14 protein-coding genes are annotated in these 15,116 nt (G+C 68.3%); 5 read left to right on the top strand and 9 right to left on the bottom strand.

Features of this window, described 5'->3' with window-relative positions:
* Nucleotides 1–4: 4 nt before the first annotated feature.
* Together AUCHE_RS11275 and AUCHE_RS11270 are read right to left on the bottom strand one after the other, a co-directional pair.
* Nucleotides 5–1,252 carry a DUF7134 domain-containing protein gene (locus AUCHE_RS11275; protein ID WP_006503433.1) on the bottom strand — a complete coding sequence of 416 codons (1,248 nt, stop codon included), beginning with the start codon at nt 1,250–1,252 and terminating at the stop codon, nt 5–7.
* 58 nt (nt 1,253–1,310) lie between these two features.
* Nucleotides 1,311–2,039, bottom strand: a complete 729-nt coding sequence (locus AUCHE_RS11270; RefSeq protein ID WP_006503432.1) for a response regulator — start codon at nt 2,037–2,039, stop codon at nt 1,311–1,313.
* Nucleotides 2,040–2,220: 181 nt separating this feature from the next.
* Here AUCHE_RS11270 and AUCHE_RS15815 point away from each other — a divergent pair, with 181 nt between their 5' ends.
* Nucleotides 2,221–3,399: a sensor histidine kinase gene (locus AUCHE_RS15815; RefSeq protein ID WP_006503431.1), complete on the top strand. Its 1,179-nt coding sequence runs from the start codon at nt 2,221–2,223 to the stop codon at nt 3,397–3,399.
* Between the two features lie 342 nt (nt 3,400–3,741).
* On the opposite strand, the gene AUCHE_RS11260 is transcribed toward AUCHE_RS15815, so the two are convergent.
* The 3 genes from AUCHE_RS11260 to AUCHE_RS11250 all read right to left on the bottom strand — a co-directional run bounded on the left by AUCHE_RS11260 (nt 3,742) and on the right by AUCHE_RS11250 (nt 5,386).
* Nucleotides 3,742–4,062 (bottom strand): hypothetical protein, encoded by a 321-nt coding sequence (locus AUCHE_RS11260; RefSeq protein ID WP_006503430.1) that lies wholly within the window; start codon nt 4,060–4,062, stop codon nt 3,742–3,744.
* A 394-nt stretch (nt 4,063–4,456) separates the two neighbouring features.
* A complete protein-coding gene (locus AUCHE_RS11255) occupies nt 4,457–4,855 on the bottom strand; it encodes a hypothetical protein (RefSeq protein ID WP_006503429.1) in 399 nt (132 codons plus the stop codon).
* Between the two features lie 213 nt (nt 4,856–5,068).
* Complete coding sequence (locus AUCHE_RS11250; RefSeq protein WP_040322274.1) at nt 5,069–5,386, bottom strand: hypothetical protein; 318 nt, start codon at nt 5,384–5,386, stop codon at nt 5,069–5,071.
* A gap of 325 nt (nt 5,387–5,711) precedes the next feature.
* Between AUCHE_RS11250 and AUCHE_RS11245 the strand changes: the two genes are divergently transcribed.
* Together AUCHE_RS11245 and AUCHE_RS11240 are read left to right on the top strand one after the other, a co-directional pair.
* The gene (locus tag AUCHE_RS11245) at nt 5,712–6,653 is read left to right on the top strand and encodes a GDSL-type esterase/lipase family protein (protein ID WP_006503427.1); all 942 of its coding nucleotides are present in this window, start codon (nt 5,712–5,714) and stop codon (nt 6,651–6,653) included.
* Nucleotides 6,654–6,743: 90 nt separating this feature from the next.
* Nucleotides 6,744–10,244 (top strand): proline dehydrogenase family protein, encoded by a 3,501-nt coding sequence (locus AUCHE_RS11240; RefSeq protein ID WP_006503426.1) that lies wholly within the window; start codon nt 6,744–6,746, stop codon nt 10,242–10,244.
* Between the two features lie 111 nt (nt 10,245–10,355).
* Here the strand turns inward: AUCHE_RS11240 and AUCHE_RS11235 are convergent, their stop codons facing one another.
* The 3 genes from AUCHE_RS11235 to AUCHE_RS11225 are packed head-to-tail and all read right to left on the bottom strand — an operon-like array spanning nt 10,356 to nt 12,740.
* The gene (locus AUCHE_RS11235; RefSeq protein ID WP_006503425.1) at nt 10,356–11,054 is read right to left on the bottom strand and encodes a VOC family protein; all 699 of its coding nucleotides are present in this window, start codon (nt 11,052–11,054) and stop codon (nt 10,356–10,358) included.
* Entirely contained in the window at nt 11,054–11,677 is a 624-nt protein-coding gene (locus tag AUCHE_RS11230) for an SAM-dependent methyltransferase (RefSeq protein ID WP_006503424.1), read from the bottom strand. The genes AUCHE_RS11235 and AUCHE_RS11230 overlap by 1 nt, the downstream gene beginning before the upstream one ends.
* On the bottom strand, nt 11,670–12,740 hold the full coding sequence (locus tag AUCHE_RS11225; RefSeq protein WP_006503423.1) for an enoyl-CoA hydratase/isomerase family protein: 1,071 nt from the start codon (nt 12,738–12,740) through the stop codon (nt 11,670–11,672). Before AUCHE_RS11225 ends, AUCHE_RS11230 begins: the two co-directional genes overlap by 8 nt.
* Nucleotides 12,741–12,875: 135 nt before the next feature.
* Between AUCHE_RS11225 and AUCHE_RS11220 the strand changes: the two genes are divergently transcribed.
* Together AUCHE_RS11220 and AUCHE_RS11215 are read left to right on the top strand one after the other, a co-directional pair.
* Complete coding sequence (locus AUCHE_RS11220; protein WP_006503422.1) at nt 12,876–13,364, top strand: ATP-binding protein; 489 nt, start codon at nt 12,876–12,878, stop codon at nt 13,362–13,364.
* 50 nt (nt 13,365–13,414) lie between these two features.
* Nucleotides 13,415–14,317, top strand: coding sequence for a DUF5926 family protein (locus AUCHE_RS11215; protein ID WP_006503421.1), 903 nt, complete (start codon nt 13,415–13,417; stop codon nt 14,315–14,317).
* Nucleotides 14,318–14,345: 28 nt separating this feature from the next.
* Here AUCHE_RS11215 and AUCHE_RS15810 read toward each other — a convergent pair whose 3' ends face one another.
* Complete coding sequence (locus AUCHE_RS15810; protein ID WP_162137252.1) at nt 14,346–15,092, bottom strand: Crp/Fnr family transcriptional regulator; 747 nt, start codon at nt 15,090–15,092, stop codon at nt 14,346–14,348.
* Nucleotides 15,093–15,116: the final 24 nt, after the last annotated feature.

Here is a 15,116-nt window from a genome sequence, read left to right as displayed (position 1 = left end):
CTCCTCATGTCCTCGTGCGTCCGTCCGTGGGGATCGTGGCGACGACCTCGAAACCGCCGCTGAGCCGGTCACGGGCCAGGATCTTCCCGCCGTATGAGGTGATCCGTTCGGTCATACCGATCAGGCCGTGTCCCTGGCCGTCGGTGTCCGCGCCGCTTTGCGATCCGAGGCCATTGTCCCGCACGGTGAGCATGACTCCTCTCTCCTGATGGCTGACGGTCACGGCGACCTCGATCTCCGGGCCGCCGTGTTTCATCGCATTGGTCAGTGCTTCCTGGATGACCCGGTAGGCGGCCATTTCGGCGCCGGCGGACAGCGGCGGGTGCGACTCGGGGTCGCCCTCGATGAGGTAGGTGGTGCTGATGCCGGCGCTGCGGAGCCGTTCGACCAGTTCCTCGACCTGGGCGAGGGTGGCCTGCGGGGTGTATTCCGTCTCGTCGTCGTCCCGGCGGAGGACGCCGACGAGACGTCTGGTCTCCGAGAGGGCTTCTCGTGCTGTCTCCGCGATGGTCCGTAAGGCGCTCACGGCCACTTCGGTCTGTTTCTCCGGGGCGGACCCGTGGCTGGCCGCATAGGTACCGCCGTCGGCTTGGACGACGATCACGGACAGGCTGTGGGCCACGACGTCGTGCATCTCCCGGGCGATGCGGGCCCGTTCATCCTGGGCGGCGAGTCTGGCGCGTTGGTCCCGTTCGCGTTCGAGGTATTCGGCTCGTTCCCGGAGTGCCTGGATGTTCTCCATCCGGTGGCGGGACAGTTCGCCCATGACCCAGAAGGTGCCGACGACGGCCATCACGGTGAGGGCGGTGATCAGCCAGATCTTGAGGTCCGACATCTCGGAGTGGTCGCCCTGGTATTCGTGGTGGAAGGCCCAGTCGTAGGTCTCGGCGGCGATGACGGGCATGGCGGCGAGGAGCCACCATCGGTAGTGGGGGCTCTTGCTGTAGGCGGCCAGGGAGTAGACGCAGGTGAGGATCAGCAGGTTGAGGATGCTGGGCCCGTTCATCACCGCCATCTGGACCAGGTGGGCGAGGATGGCGCCCATCGCCAGGAGTTCGGGGAAGCGGCGTCGCCACAACATGGGGACGAGGATCAGCGCGCACCAGAAGGGGACCCACCATCGTTCGCGGCTCGGTCCGCCCAGTTCGCTGAGGGTGCCGAGCAGGACCACCGGCGCGTACAGGGCCATCCAGCAGGCGTCGCCGGCCATCGGGTGGCGTGTCAGCCATGCGGAGAGGTCATGTCGGGTCACGGTCGGACACCTCGTGGGTCTTCGGCCGGGGGTGAGGTCTTCGCGGGGATCGTCTCGTTCACGTCCTGGGTGGGCGGGAAGTTCCCCGGACATGTCCTTCCGTCCGGCGTAGACGCGGTTGTACGAGGCCGAGTTCGCAGGCGTGGACGAGGATCTGCACCCGGCTGGAGACGCCCAGCTTCTGGGCGAGGGTGCCCAGGCGGGATTTCACTGCGGCTTCGCTGATGTACAGCTCGGCGGAGATCTCGGCATTGGACATCCCCTCGGCGAGCAGGTCGAGGGCTTCGCGTTCGCGGGGGGTGAGCATCGCGGCCGGGCTGTCGGGGGCGATCCGGGCGGGCAGGTGACGGCGGGGGTCGGGGGAGTGTCTGAGGGAGTCGACCAGTGCGGCGGTGATGGCGGGGGACAGGGCGTTGTGCCCGGCGATGACCTCGCGGATGGACCGGACGAGGAGTTCGGGTTCGCTGTCCTTCAGCAGATATCCGCTGGCTCCGGCGCACAGGGCGGGCACGATCGCTTCGGGGCCGGCGAAGGTGGTGACGGCGATGACTTTGATGCGGGGTTGTTCGGCGAGGATGCGGCGGGTGGCGTCGACGCCGTTGAGCAGCGGCATGTGCAGGTCCATGAGGACGACGTCGGGGCGTAGTTCCCGGCAGCGTTCCACGGCTTCGACGCCGTTGCGGGCATCGCCCACGACCGTCATGTCCTCGGCCTGGCCGACGAAGACCTTCAAAGCCTGCAGCATCAGCTCTTGGTCGTCGACGATGAGTACCTGAGTCGTTGTCATGTGCCTTCCTGGGGGCGAGTGCGCGGGGTCGTGACTGTTCGTCGTGGTCGTTCTGTGCGTCGGCGGACGTGTCTGCCCCATGATCTCTGCTTGTCAGCACTACCTGGCTGGACTAGCCTCCTGTGGGGTCACCGCGCGCCGCCATGGTCGGTAGTTTCCCATTGCCCTGAGGAGCCCACGGATGCGCCTACCCTTCGGTTTCGCTGGGGCACCGCGGGGTCGGTCGCACTGGACGGGCCCGGTCGTCATCGCTTTCGCCGCTCTGTCGTTCCTGGACGATACCCGTCGGGTGCTCACCGGTTCGTTGCCGTTGACCGGGCAGCTGGGAGTGATCGGTTGTTCGTTGTTGATCTCGGCGGCGATCGTCGGGGTGGTCCTGCGCTGTCATTGGTTCAATCTGTGCTGCCTGGTGGTTGCGGCCCTGGTGCACATGTCGTCCTTGGCGATGCCGATGCTGTCGGTGCCTTCTCAGACCTGTCTGACGGTGACCGGTGCGTTGGCGATCGCGGATGCGGCTTTCCGGGGTGAGCGCAATCTCGTCCTGGTGGGGGTGGCGATCTATCTTCCGTTGCGGATCATCACGGTGGTGGCGAATCCGTCGGGGACGGGGATGGTGCTCTTCGCGGAGTTCCCTGCGGTGGCGATCACGGCGGGGGTCGGCGGATATGTGGGGGCGACGGTGCGCTGTCGTTGGGCTGCTGAGGAGAAGGCGGCTTTGTTGTCGACGGCGCGACAACGGGAGCGCGCGTTGCTGGCTCGGGAACTGCATGATGTGGTGGCGCACGAGTTGACGATCATCGCGATGCAGGCTTCGGTGATGCGGTTGGCGCAGGATCAGGAGTCGGTCGAGTCGGCGCGGGATTCGATCGAGCGGACGTCTCGGGCGGCCTTGGACGAGTTGAAGCGTCTGTTGCAGGTGCTGCGGTCCAGCGAGGCGGTTTCCGAGGTGTCCTGTGCGGAGGACCTGTCTTTGCAGGAGGTCGTCGACGGGGTGGTGGAGCATCTGCGGAGGTTGGGGCATCCGGTCGAGGTCGATGTCGTGGCGGGTGAGCTGCCGCGGAGTGTGGAGTTGGCGGCGGAGCAGGTGTTGCGGGAGTCCTCGACGAATGTGTTGAAGCATTCTCCGGCGGGTTCGTCGGTCACGCTGTCGGTGCGTCGGGATGAGGGTACGTTGTCGGTGCGGGTCACCAATGACGGTTTCGGTCAGGATCCGGAGCAGGCTTTTCCGTCGACCAGGTTGGGTCTGTCGGGCTTGGAGGAGAGGCTGTCGCTGCTGGGCGGGGAGCTCACGGCCGGTCCGGAGCAGGGGCGGTGGGTGGTGGTGGCCAAGCTGCCGATCGCTCCGCCTGAAACTGCCTGATTAACAGCGATTTTCGTTCTCCTAGACTTTCGTCTAGATCCCTCGTCCAAGGCGCCGTCGAAGAGTTGAATCTCCCGCGGTTCACTGGCCGGGACAGGCGTCCTGCCTGGACACTGGTTCCGCCGGGTGACAGGGAATCCGGCGGGCGACCTTCCGGTCGTTATCAGGCCCGCGACGGGGGACGGGCACCGAACGGGCTCGGATGGCCAGAGGCTGCTCCTCCTGGCCATCCGAGCCCGTTCGAGGCATGTCGACGAAGAGATGTCCCCCGACTTCCCCCGTCGTGGATGTGGATCTTCCGTGCTGTCGAGGCGGTCGAACGCGGACTCACCGTCGCCGGTCTCAGAGTGCTTGCTCGAGACGGTCCAACCCGTTCAACTGGTTGACGATGGTGTCGATGGCCGTCATCAGACCGTATTCGATCGAGGCGTCCCCGCAGGTGGGGCAGGTCTGAGCCGTGACACCGGGGTGGGTGCTGCCGGGCAGGGCGTCCAATGCTGGAGTGGTCGCGGCCAGACAGGTGGGGCAGGTGGAGGCGGGCATGCTCTCCAGCGCGTTCACCGCGAGCTGCTGGTTCTGGGTCGTGTTCTGACGGCAGGTGGTCGCTGCGGTGCGGCGGCGGTGGGTGCTCCGGCTGAGTGTCGCGCTGGCGTTGGCGTCCATGGTGTTCCCCTGGTGTTGGTCGGTGCGTTCGTTCCTGACGCCATCCCAGTCGGCCCAGGGGTACCGCGGGTGAGCTGCGACGATGGGTCTTTAAGAAGACTTGAACTTATTTACTTTCTCGAGGCAAACACCTGGACAAGACCTGGGCTGCAGAATGCAAAGCCCCAGGTGGGAGGCTCTTTACGCCCCTCCGACGAGAGACTTGACCTTCTGTTGACCTTCCGGTGCATTCTGCGTCCCCGAGAACCGGCACCCGCCCCGGCAGCGACCCGCACCCCGGACATGATGAAGGCCCCGGAACCGACCCGGGGCCTTCATCGCACATCGGCGAGCAGCGGGGGTCACCCCCGTTCCCACCACGTGCCTCCTGACGCAGTCGCGTCGGACGCCACTCTCAAGGGGCGAACCAGACCGCGGCGTCGAGCACATCCCACCGCTCGGCCTCGTCGACCAGTTCCTCGATCGCCATCGACAGGGCGTAGTCCACCGACGGGACCTCGCAGTCCGGACACAACCGAGGCTCCACCCCGGGGAATTCCACTGCGGGACGAAGATCGGCGTCGCCCCCGCTGGGCACCAGACAGGTCGGGCACAGGTGGACCTCGGGTGCGCCGTCCTGCGCCTCGACCGCAGGGTCGACCTCGACCAGCTCCGGATCCTGGATCGACGGAAGGGACTCATGATCTCGGCACGGTGTCAGCACATCGAGCCCGGCGGGCTGCGCAGCCTCGAAGCCCACGCACTCGGGCGCAGCGACGGCTGGGATGCGGTCTGAACCTGGTGCAACGGTCATGGTCGTCCTCCTGACGTTCGGGCTGAAATCCTGGGAGACACCGTCGGCCGTTCGAGGTCCACCCGTCCTCCGCGGCGCGGAGACGGGATGCCTGAGGGTGTGAACGGCGGTGTACCGGTGACATAGGTCCCATCGCCTTCCCCGCCGCGGGACCAAGCAGTCAGCTGCGATGTTTACTAAGTCTTGAAGGTCTCTGACCAGGTCGGACGCCCGTCATTCCTCACCGAAGACCGCCGCGTCCAATGCCTCCCAGCGGCGCCAACGATCGAGGATCCCGTGGGCCTCGGCCGCCAGATCCCACTCCACGGAAGCCAGCCCGCATGTCGGGCACACCGGGCGTCCCGGAGCGGCGACCCGCTCGTCGGCCTCGGCGGTGGGATCGTTCCACCCCAGACAGGTGGGGCAGGCCCCGAGGTAGTCGCGCAAGATGTCCTCGCCTCGCATCGTCAGCTGCGCAGGGTGGTGATGCCCGCCGGAAACATCCGCCGGGCGGATCGGTGCGGCATCGGTCATGGCCTCGAAGGCGTCCATCGTCGTTCTCTCCCCATCGTGAATGTCGCCGGCGAAGTCGCCGCCGGTTCCCCTGGATGTCGCGCCCGCCTTCCCCTGACGGGCGCCGTACCCCCTATCGACCACGTGGACCCCTGTCTGAGTCATCCGTCCAAAACAGTCGAACAACACTGACGCAGAGGCGCACCGGCGAGGTGTCCCCGGTGATCGGCAGCCCGGGACGAACCGTTGGGCCGCCTGACCCCTGGCCCGGCCGATTCCCCCGTGTGTCCTTTTCGCCCCTTTCGACAGGAATGTGCTTATCGTCGAAGGACGAGCCGCCCCGTGGACGCTCAGGAGCCGCACGATGAAGACACTGAGGACACGTACGACGGCCCTCACCGTCGTCCTCTCGCTCTGCCTGGGAACTGCCGCAGCCGTGACCGGCAGCCACCTCCTCCGCAGCGACCAGGCCGATGCCATCACCCCCGCCACCGGGCCGCGCTCAGTCGGCCCCACCACGGTCACCTCCGCCTCGGGCAGCAAGGTCTCGGCGTCCACCCTCCTGTCCGGCGACGGGCGCGCACCCAGCTATGGCACCGAACAACCTCGCCCGCCCTCGACCGGTACGAACCCCCACCGACCCCCCGACGGCGACCCCGACGCCGTGATCATCCGACACCCCGAACACGACTACGGCAGCGGATTCCACAGCGACTACGGAAAATTCACCCGTGAGGTCTCGCCCGCCGAAGACTTCCGCCGCGCCGTGTCCGATCCCACCGGCTGCCTCGTCATCGGCGACTCCATCGCCACCTTCGTCATCCGCGACCTCGTCGACCACCTACGCCAGGACAACATCGGCTCCTGCGTCCACGACACCTGGCCCGGACGGGCCACCGAAGGCACCGCCAACGCACTCCTCGACCTGAAACACCGCTACGGCCTGCCCCCACGGATCATCGTCATGTCCGGGACCAACGACATCTTCAACCCGCCGCTGTTCGAACCGCAGATGGAACGGATCATCGAAGCCATCGGACCGGAACGACGCATCTTCTGGGTCAGCACCTTCGACTCCCGGCGCCCGTCCAGCCCCCGCTCCGCCGCCGACGAACGCAATACCGAATGGATCAACCAGGTCCTCACTCGACGAGCCGCCCGCACCCCCCACCTGACGATCATCCCCTGGGACGGACTCTTCCGCGGGCGGGCGGACAACGTCGACATCCTGCTCCCCGACGGCGTCCACCCCAATGCCGCCGGAGTCGAAGCCATGATCGGACTCGTCCGAGGCTCATGGTCCTGACCCCCTCTACCGCGAAAAAGATCAAGAACACTTAAATTCACCCCCTCATTCGGCGGACACGACAGGCCGACGGTCACGATACTTGCGGGCATGACGCACCCTTCCGTTTCTGTGGCCCAGTCCGGTCCGCAGGCCCTCGCGCCATATGTCGAGGAGTCTGTTGCTCTCGCGAAACGGTGGTACGCCGCCACGGAGGAAGGACAAACTCCCGCGGAGCGCGCCACCACCACCCAACTGGCCTCCCTCGTCCGCGACGAGACCGGCCTCGACCTGGCCGTCACCTTCGTCGACCGAGTCGCCCGCCCCGAAGACCCCTATGTCGCAGCCCGCGACCTCTCCCGCATCTCCCCGAAGGACGCCGCCGGATTCCTGGGCAAGGTCGACCTCGGCCTGCTCGCCATGGGCACCGTCGCCGCGCCCCTGGCACCGCCGCTGGTCGTCCCGGTCGCCCGATGGCGACTCCGCCAGATCATCGGCCACCTCGTCGTCGACGCCCGCGACCCCCAACTCGGCGAACACCTCGCAGCCCAACGAGCCCAAGGTTTCCGACAGAACATCAACCTGCTCGGCGAAGCCGTCCTCGGTGAGAACGAAGCCGCCGGACGCACCCGCCGCACCACCGACCTGCTCCGCAGGGAGGACATCGACTACGTCTCCATCAAGATCAGCTCCCTGGTCTCCCAGATCTCCACCTGGGACACCGAAGGCACCGTCGAACGCTGCATCGAACGGCTACGCCCCCTCTACCGGGTCGCCAACTCCAAGATCCCCGCCTCCTTCGTCAACCTCGACATGGAGGAGTACCGCGACCTCGACCTGACCATCGAACTGTTCACCCGACTGCTCGACGAGGACGAATTCCTCGACCTCGAAGCCGGGATCGTGCTCCAGGCCTACCTGCCCGATGCACTCCCCGCGATGGAACGGCTCATCGCCTGGTCCCGTCAACGGCGTGCCCGCGGCGGCGCACCCATCAAGATCCGCCTCGTCAAAGGCGCCAACCTGGCCATGGAACAGGTCGAAGCGCTCATCCACGGCTGGAAACAGGCCCCGTACACCACGAAGGCCGATGTGGACGCCAACTACCTGCGGTGCATCGAACGGGCACTGCGCCCGGACGTCGTCGACGCCGTCCGGCTCGGCGTCGCCAGCCACAACCTCTTCGACGTCGCCCTCGCACACCTGCTCGCCACCGACCGCGGCGTCGGACACGCCCTCGACGTCGAGATGCTCCAGGGCATGGCCCCGGCCCAGTCCCGCGCCGTGAAAGCCGACGTCGGCACCGTCCTGCTCTACACCCCCGTCGTCGCCCCCGAGGACTTCGACGTCGCCGTCAGCTACCTGATCCGGCGCCTCGAGGAGAACGCCACCGAGGAGAACTTCCTGCACGCCCTGTTCTCCGTGCCCGGCCACAACGGCGGCGAACGGCCGATGGACGACCAGGAAAGACGCTTCCGCGAATCGGTCGAACTCGCCCTGGACGTCCACACCGGCGCCCGCCGCACCCCCGAACGTCCTGAGATCACCGACGGATTCGAGAACACCCCCGACTCCGACCCCTCGCTGCCCGCGACCCGGTCATGGGCGCGAGCAGTCCTGGACGACACCCCGCCGCCACTGACCAGCCGGGTGCTGGGATCCACCGACGACGTGGCGGAGACGATCTCCCGGGCAGTGTCCGCCCAGACCGCCTGGGGTGCCCGGAGCGCCGGCGACCGGGCCGCCGTGCTGCGCGAAGCGGCCCGCCGGTTGGAGAGCCGCCGCGGTCGACTGGTCACCGTGATGGCCGCCGAAGGCGGCAAGACCGTCGCCGAAGCCGACCCGGAAGTCTCCGAAGCCATCGACTTCGCCCGTTACTACGCCGACCGGGCCCTGGACCTGGAAGCGGGAGCGGCCGTCGACGGCGCCTCCTTCACCCCGGGGAAGGTCGTCCTGGTCACCCCGCCGTGGAACTTCCCGGTGGCGATCCCGTTGGGCGGCGTACTGGCCGGGCTGGCCGCCGGATCCGCAGTGGTCATCAAACCGGCTCATCCCACGGTCGGCTGCGTGGAGGTCGGCGTCGAAGCCCTCTACGAGGCCGGCGTCCCACGGGACGCCCTGCAGGTGGTCCGCGCCGCAGACCGCGCCGTGGGCCGCACACTGATCTCCCACCCCGACGTGGAGACGGTCATCCTGACCGGATCCAGCGAGACCGGGCAGATGTTCACCTCCTGGCGGACCGAACTCCCGGCAGGACCGCGGGTCTACGGGGAGACCTCCGGGAAGAACGCCCTGGTGGTCACTCCGGCAGCTGATCTCGACCTGGCAGTGGCCGACCTGGTCCGTTCGGCCTTCGGGCACGCCGGGCAGAAATGCTCCGCCGCCTCCTTGGCGATCCTGGTGGGCTCGGTAGCGACCTCCGAACGTTTCCGCCGGCAGCTGATCGACGCGGTCTCCTCGCTGCGGGTGGGCTACCCGCAGGACCTGAGCACCACGATGGGACCGGTCATCGAACCGCCCGAGGGCAAACTGCTGCGCGCGCTGACCACCTTGGAACCGGGTGAAAGCTGGCTGGTGGAGCCTCGCCGCCTGGACGACAGCGGACGCCTGTGGTCGCCCGGTCTGAAAGAAGGGGTGCGTCCGGGGTCCTTCTTCCACCTGACCGAGGTCTTCGGTCCGGTGCTGGGCCTGATGACGGCCCGCGATCTCGACGAGGCCATCGAGCTGCAGAATGCGACCTCCTTCGGTCTGACCGGTGGGTTGCACAGCCTCGACGAGAAGGAGATCGACCGGTGGACCGAGCGGGTCGACGTGGGCAACGCCTATGTCAACCGGCATATCACCGGCGCGATCGTCCGCCGACAGAGCTTCGGCGGGTGGAAGCAGTCGGTGATGGGGCCGGGCGCCAAGGCCGGCGGACCCAACTATGTCGCCCAGTTGGGCACCTGGCATCCCACCGGTACCCCGCAACGGTTGGCCGATCCGAGCCTGGCGGTGCGCACTCGGACCCACAGTCTGCTTCCTCTGCTGACCGAGCGGGCCGATCGCACCTGGTTGCGGGCGGCGATCGGTTCGGACGCCTACGCCGTGGAGACCGAGTTCGGGCGGGAGGTCGACGACTCGGCGCTGGTGGTCGAGACCAATGTCTTCCGTTACCGGCCCTACCCGCTGGTGTGGGTACGGACGACCCCCGGATGCAAGGTCGTGGAACTGTTGCGCGTGGTCCTCGGGGGTATCGCCATCGGCACCCGGGTGCGGATCAGTTTCGACCCGCAGACCTCCTCGGCGTTGAAAGCCCTGGACGGCAAGGACGTCGAGACGAGTGCGGCGCTGCGGGTGTTGAACGAGTACGTGGACCGGGCCGAGACGGACGCGCAGTTCCGGGCGCGGGTCGCGGACGGCCGGGTCGAGGGCCGGGTGCGTCTGATCGGTGAGGCCCCGGATCTGGTGCGTGATCTTTCCGGCGAACAGGTCACCTTGTTCACCGGTCCGGTGTTGGCCACGGGTCGACGCGAACTGCTGGTGATGCTGCGCGAGCAGGCGATCAGCCGCACCATGCACCGGTTCGGGCACGTGCCGGGGACGAAGGCCGGAGGCAATCCGGTCGGATGACCGAGGTGACGCGGGCGTCGGTGGCTCCGGGCCGTCGGCGCCCGCGTCCTTGCCCTGCCTCTGCCGGGCGGGCCGTCGGAGGGGGAGCGGGTCGCCGTCGAGGGGCGGAGCTCACTCGTCGTCCGGGCGGACCACCAGTTCGGTCTCCTCGATGAAGAACTCGTTGCCGCAGGGGTCGGTGAGCAGGATTTCGCCGTCGCGGGCGACGGGCATGCGGGTGGCGCCGCGGGAGAAGAGGGCGCCGAGGTCGTGGGTGGCCAGCCGCGGCCGTAACTTGCGGGAGGACACTGGGCAGGGGACTTCCTGGCGGGCGTACACGATCGACTGGAAGGGCGCCCCCGGGACGGGCTCCACCCAGGCGTAGTCGCCGTCCTCGGAGGCGTGGTACCCCGTGCCGAGCACGTCCCCCCACCATTGGGCGGCGACCACCGGGTCGGGGGTGTCCATCACCAGGTCGATGATGTGATGACTCGACCCGGGCTCCTGCGGGAAGGCGCAGATCTCCGCCTCCTCGGGGCCGCGCAACACCACCCACGGGAAGGAGGAGGCATCGACGACCTCCGCACCGAGATCCAGGAAGGTATTGATCTGCCGGGTGGAGACATCCACGTGCACACAGCATTCGGTGGCCTCAGGGCCCACCGGGCGGATCCACAGCGCATCCCAGGCGTGATCCCCGGACAGACGCACCGCGCCGTCCTCGGTGGCCCGGGAGGACATCCCCAGGACGGAGGCCCAGAACCTCCCCACGACGGCCACGTCATGGGCGTCCAACCACAGGTCGAGGAAACGCGCGACCGGCCCGGACATCAACGACCGACCTGTTCCGGCAGCGACCTGGACCAGACGGCCACGAGGAATTCCTCATCGGTGTGGGTGACGACCCGGGACCAACCTCGACCCGTCAACGCCTCACCGAGCTCACGGTGCGCCTGCACGCCCGGCACCTGGTAGGCCTCGTCCTGCGGCCACCAGTGCACTCCGACGACATCCCCGTCCGGTGCGGCGACCCGGTCGACCATGTCGTAGGTGGCCCGCCGGTCGTCCCCGTCCAGGTAGTAGAGGACCTCGGAGAGCACGATCAGGTCCGGCGCCCTCTCGAACCCAGGACACTCGGGCAGGACGGAGACCCCGCAACCGACCCGTGGCATGTCCTCCGTACGGGCCGCGGCCAATGCGGCGGCGACCGGCGAGGCGTCGGTGGCACTCACCTGCTCGCACCGGTCGGCCAGCCGGGCCGCCAGATGACCGGTGCCACAGCCGGCGTCCCACGCCTGCCGGTAACGGGCACGCCGCAGACAGGCCAGGACGACATCGATCTTGCGCTGCTCGTACCAGCTGCTACCGACCTCCCACGGGTCGGAGTCGCCGGTGTACAGGGCGTCGAAGTCGAGACGGTCGACCGGTGCCACCGCCGTCGACCGGTCATTCATCTCGGGGCCTCTCACCGTGGAGGACCTGCTGCACATGTGCCGGGTCGACGTCGCTCACATGAGTATCCTGCCAGCGCGGACGACGATCCTTGTCGACCAACTGGGCGCGCACACCTTCGTGGAAGTCCGGTTCGTGCACGATCGCACGGGCGATGGCCAGATCGGACTCGAGCACCTCGTCGATCCCGGACATGCCCTCGGCCTGCCGCACGGAAGCCAAGGCGAGAGCGACCGCGAAGGGCGAACGCTCGACGATCGTCCCCGCCGCGGCCCGGGCAGCTTCGTCGTCGTGGCCGGCCAACCGCTCGAGCACCGCAACCGGGTCGTCCCCCGCATAACACTCGTCCACCCACCCCCGCCCATCGACCAGCGCACTCGCCGGGGCGACATCGCCCAGTTCGGCCGGCGAAGGCTCCTCCCCGGCCGCATAGGCCGCCAGGACGGCAGGGAAGTCGGCGGCGGCGACGACCGCATCGGCCAACCCCAGCCGCACCGCGTCGGCACCGCGCACCGTACACCCGGTCATCGCCAGATGGGCGCCCAACTGCCCCGGGCACCGGGCCAGGAGATGACGGGCACCCACATCGGGGAAGAAACCGATGATGGTCTCCGGCATGGCGATCCGCGATTCAGGGTCGACCAGCCGAACATTGCCCTGACAGGCCAGACCGACACCACCACCCATCGTGACGCCTTCGATCAGCGACACGAACGGCTTCGGGAAATGCGCGATCAGCCGATTCACCTCGTACTCGACCGCGAAGAAATCCACCGCCTCGACAGCGGCGTCACCCCCGGCGAGCACCCCGGCACGGACGGCGACCACGTCACCCCCGGCGCACAGACCGCGCTCGCCGGCACCGGTGAGCGCCACCGCCCGTATCCGCTCGTCCTGGGCCCAGGCGGTGAGCTGGGCGCGCATCGAGCGGACCATGTCCACGGTGAGGGAGTTGATGGCGCGGGGCCGGTCCAGGACGACCAGCCCGAGGTGGCCCTGCCTCCCGTAGGCCATGTGCGGGCTGGGGAGTTCTCCGGGGTGCAGTTGCCACGAGGCGAGATCCATGACACCAGCCTAGGCCTGGCGATCGGTGCGGGGGCGGGCCGCCGCCCCCGGTGAACCGGCGTGCATCGTCCGGGTGCCTTCGCTAGCGTGAGGACAGATGGTACGAACAGGTCAAGGATGATCAGGAGGTTCACGGTGAGCGACGAACCCGGAGCAGTGGCTGTCGAAACAGACCCGGATGCGGACGAGGGCACGACGTCGGGAGGCCTGCAGACCGAGGGGCAACGCAGCGTCCGCATCGTGCACGGTGTGGAGTCGGTCCCCCAGATCCGTCAGATCCTGCACGAGGACCTGACCGCCCGCGGCGTCGACGTCGAGATCATCGGCGAGGTCGAGACGGTCGCCTCCGAGCTGGTCGCCAACGCGGTCAAACATGCCAAACCCTTGGGCGACGGGTGCGTGCGCATCCGCTGGAAGGTCAAGGGGGGCACCGTCGAGGTGGAGGTCAGCGACGGCGGCGCCGCCACCACGATCCGCCCGGTCCCGCCCTCGCCGTGGGCGAACAGCGGGCGCGGGTTGAGGATCGTCCGCAGCCTCGCCCACGAATGGGGGGTGCAGGACGACAAGAACGGACGCACGGTGTGGGCCTCCCTGGGCGGGCCTTCCCGCCGGCGTCGACTCTGACCCGGACGGACGGACCCGGACGGACGCCCCGGGCTGGTTAGGCTGTCCGCATGGGCAAGGCATCGCGGAAGAAACGTCAGGAAGCCGAGAGAAACGGTCGGGCGGTGAAGGCCGCCCCGGCCCCGTACGTGGCCAGGCCTTTCGCCGGGTTGCCCGGGGAAGCCGACTGGGTGGCCCTGCGGGAGATCGTCCCCTCGGCCACTGCGACCGTCGCGCTCGCGGCGGGTGCGCCGGGCGTCCCGGACGGTGCGCCCCGGCAGGTGACCGTGTGCACGATCCTTCCGATGGCCTGTCCGGCGTTGCGGCGCACCGACGGTGAGGTCTTCCTGGCTCTGCAGACGGTGAACGCCAGCGGGGATGCTTCGCGTGACCTGGCGCAGGCGTTGCTGGCTGCGGTGGCGTCGGAGCCGGGCAGTGCGGTGGAGAATCTCCCGTCGGCGACGGCGGACACTCCGCGCCTGCAGGATCTGTTGGACCTGTCCGTGCCTTTCGAGGTCACGGTGCGGGACGACTTCGACTTCTGGGTGGCGCCGGATGCGGATCTCCCGGCGGACGGGCGGGCCTCTCTCGCCGAGGCGAAGGAGGCGATCATCCCGACCCGTCGTCTGTCCGGGGTCGACGCGGCCTATTGGTGCCGGGTCGGGGAGCGCACGCACATCCGTTGGTTGTTGACCTATGACGAGGACGCGGCGACGAATGCCTTGGCTCGTCTGCATGCGCGGGGTGCGGATCTGTTGGGTGAGGGCACCCGCCTGCTGGGTGCTTTCCGCGCGGGTGGGCTGCTCTGTCCGGTGTGGGATCTGGATCCTTCGTTGGACGCCTCGGCCTATGAGGGGCCGATGGAGCGGTTGGCCGGGGATCTCGCCCGGGCGTTGGCGGAGGACGGCCCGTTGTCCGTGGAGGAGCGTCGGGCGAAGAACGGCTTGTTGAGCAGGCAGTTGACCTTGCGTTGAGGTTGTCGCCCGGGGACGCGGGGCGGTGTCAGTGGCCGGCGGCGTCGTGGAGCGCGGCCAGGTCGTGCAGGACGATCTGGCGTCCTCGGGTGGTGATCAGCCCGTCGGAGACCATCCGGCTCATCTCGCGGATCATCGAGGCCCGTGAGGCCACCAGGATGTCGGCCATCTCCTGGCGGGTCACCGTGAGCTGGATCTTCCCGTCGCGTCCTCGGGGTTGTTGGAGGAGGTAGGCGGAGATCTTGCCGCGCAGGCTGGGCGCGGTGATCACCCCGATGCGGGTGTGCAGGTGGCGGGCACGTCCGGCGAGTATGCGGGTGAGATTCTGCAGGAGTCTCAGCCGGGCGAGGTCGCCGGGGGCCCGGGTGGCGGCTTCGTCGGTGAGCAGGGCGGCGGGGTCGATGAGCAGGGCGCGGGCTGCTTCGGCGACGTGGATGTCGGCCGGCCAGCGGGGGGTGGGGAGGCAGGCGGTGACGGCTCCGCAGACCTTCCCGGGGGTGATCACGTCGAGGATCTGGGTGCGTCCGTCGGCGTGGTGGTGGGTGACGTCGATCCGTCCGGCGAGCAGCACGAAGAAATGGTGTTGAGGGTTTCCTTCGTAGGCGGGGATGCTTCCGGTCGGCCAGGCGGTGATCCGGGCGTAGCCGTCGTCGAGCATCTGTGCGAGGTCTTGGGGGTGTAGCCCGGTGGAGAGTCGTGAGGTCAGGAAGACCGACCTGTCGGCGAGGGTCATGTGCGGGCTGCGGTGACCTGTGCGGGGCGTCATGGGCGTCATCGGGTCTCCCGGCCACATCGAGGC

Source organism: Austwickia chelonae NBRC 105200 (assembly GCF_000298175.1).
Taxonomy (GTDB): domain Bacteria; phylum Actinomycetota; class Actinomycetes; order Actinomycetales; family Dermatophilaceae; genus Austwickia; species Austwickia chelonae.
The sequence above is the reverse complement of the archived record's forward strand: the minus strand, read 5'-3'. Positions and strand labels throughout refer to the sequence as shown.

Bases quoted from the DNA above. Each gene is read 5' to 3' on its own strand.
- AUCHE_RS11270 (WP_006503432.1), bottom strand. From the start codon at position 2,039: ATGACAACGACTCAGGTACTCATCGTCGACGACCAAGAGCTGATGCTG.
- AUCHE_RS15815 (WP_006503431.1), top strand. From the start codon at position 2,221: ATGCGCCTACCCTTCGGTTTCGCTGGGGCACCGCGGGGTCGGTCGCAC.
- AUCHE_RS11260 (WP_006503430.1), bottom strand. From the start codon at position 4,062: ATGGACGCCAACGCCAGCGCGACACTCAGCCGGAGCACCCACCGCCGC.
- AUCHE_RS11255 (WP_006503429.1), bottom strand. From the start codon at position 4,855: ATGACCGTTGCACCAGGTTCAGACCGCATCCCAGCCGTCGCTGCGCCC.
- AUCHE_RS11250 (WP_040322274.1), bottom strand. From the start codon at position 5,386: ATGGACGCCTTCGAGGCCATGACCGATGCCGCACCGATCCGCCCGGCG.
- AUCHE_RS11245 (WP_006503427.1), top strand. From the start codon at position 5,712: ATGAAGACACTGAGGACACGTACGACGGCCCTCACCGTCGTCCTCTCG.
- AUCHE_RS11240 (WP_006503426.1), top strand. From the start codon at position 6,744: ATGACGCACCCTTCCGTTTCTGTGGCCCAGTCCGGTCCGCAGGCCCTC.
- AUCHE_RS11235 (WP_006503425.1), bottom strand. From the start codon at position 11,054: ATGTCCGGGCCGGTCGCGCGTTTCCTCGACCTGTGGTTGGACGCCCAT.
- AUCHE_RS11230 (WP_006503424.1), bottom strand. From the start codon at position 11,677: ATGAATGACCGGTCGACGGCGGTGGCACCGGTCGACCGTCTCGACTTC.
- AUCHE_RS11225 (WP_006503423.1), bottom strand. From the start codon at position 12,740: ATGGATCTCGCCTCGTGGCAACTGCACCCCGGAGAACTCCCCAGCCCG.
- AUCHE_RS11215 (WP_006503421.1), top strand. From the start codon at position 13,415: ATGGGCAAGGCATCGCGGAAGAAACGTCAGGAAGCCGAGAGAAACGGT.
- AUCHE_RS15810 (WP_162137252.1), bottom strand. From the start codon at position 15,092: ATGACGCCCATGACGCCCCGCACAGGTCACCGCAGCCCGCACATGACC.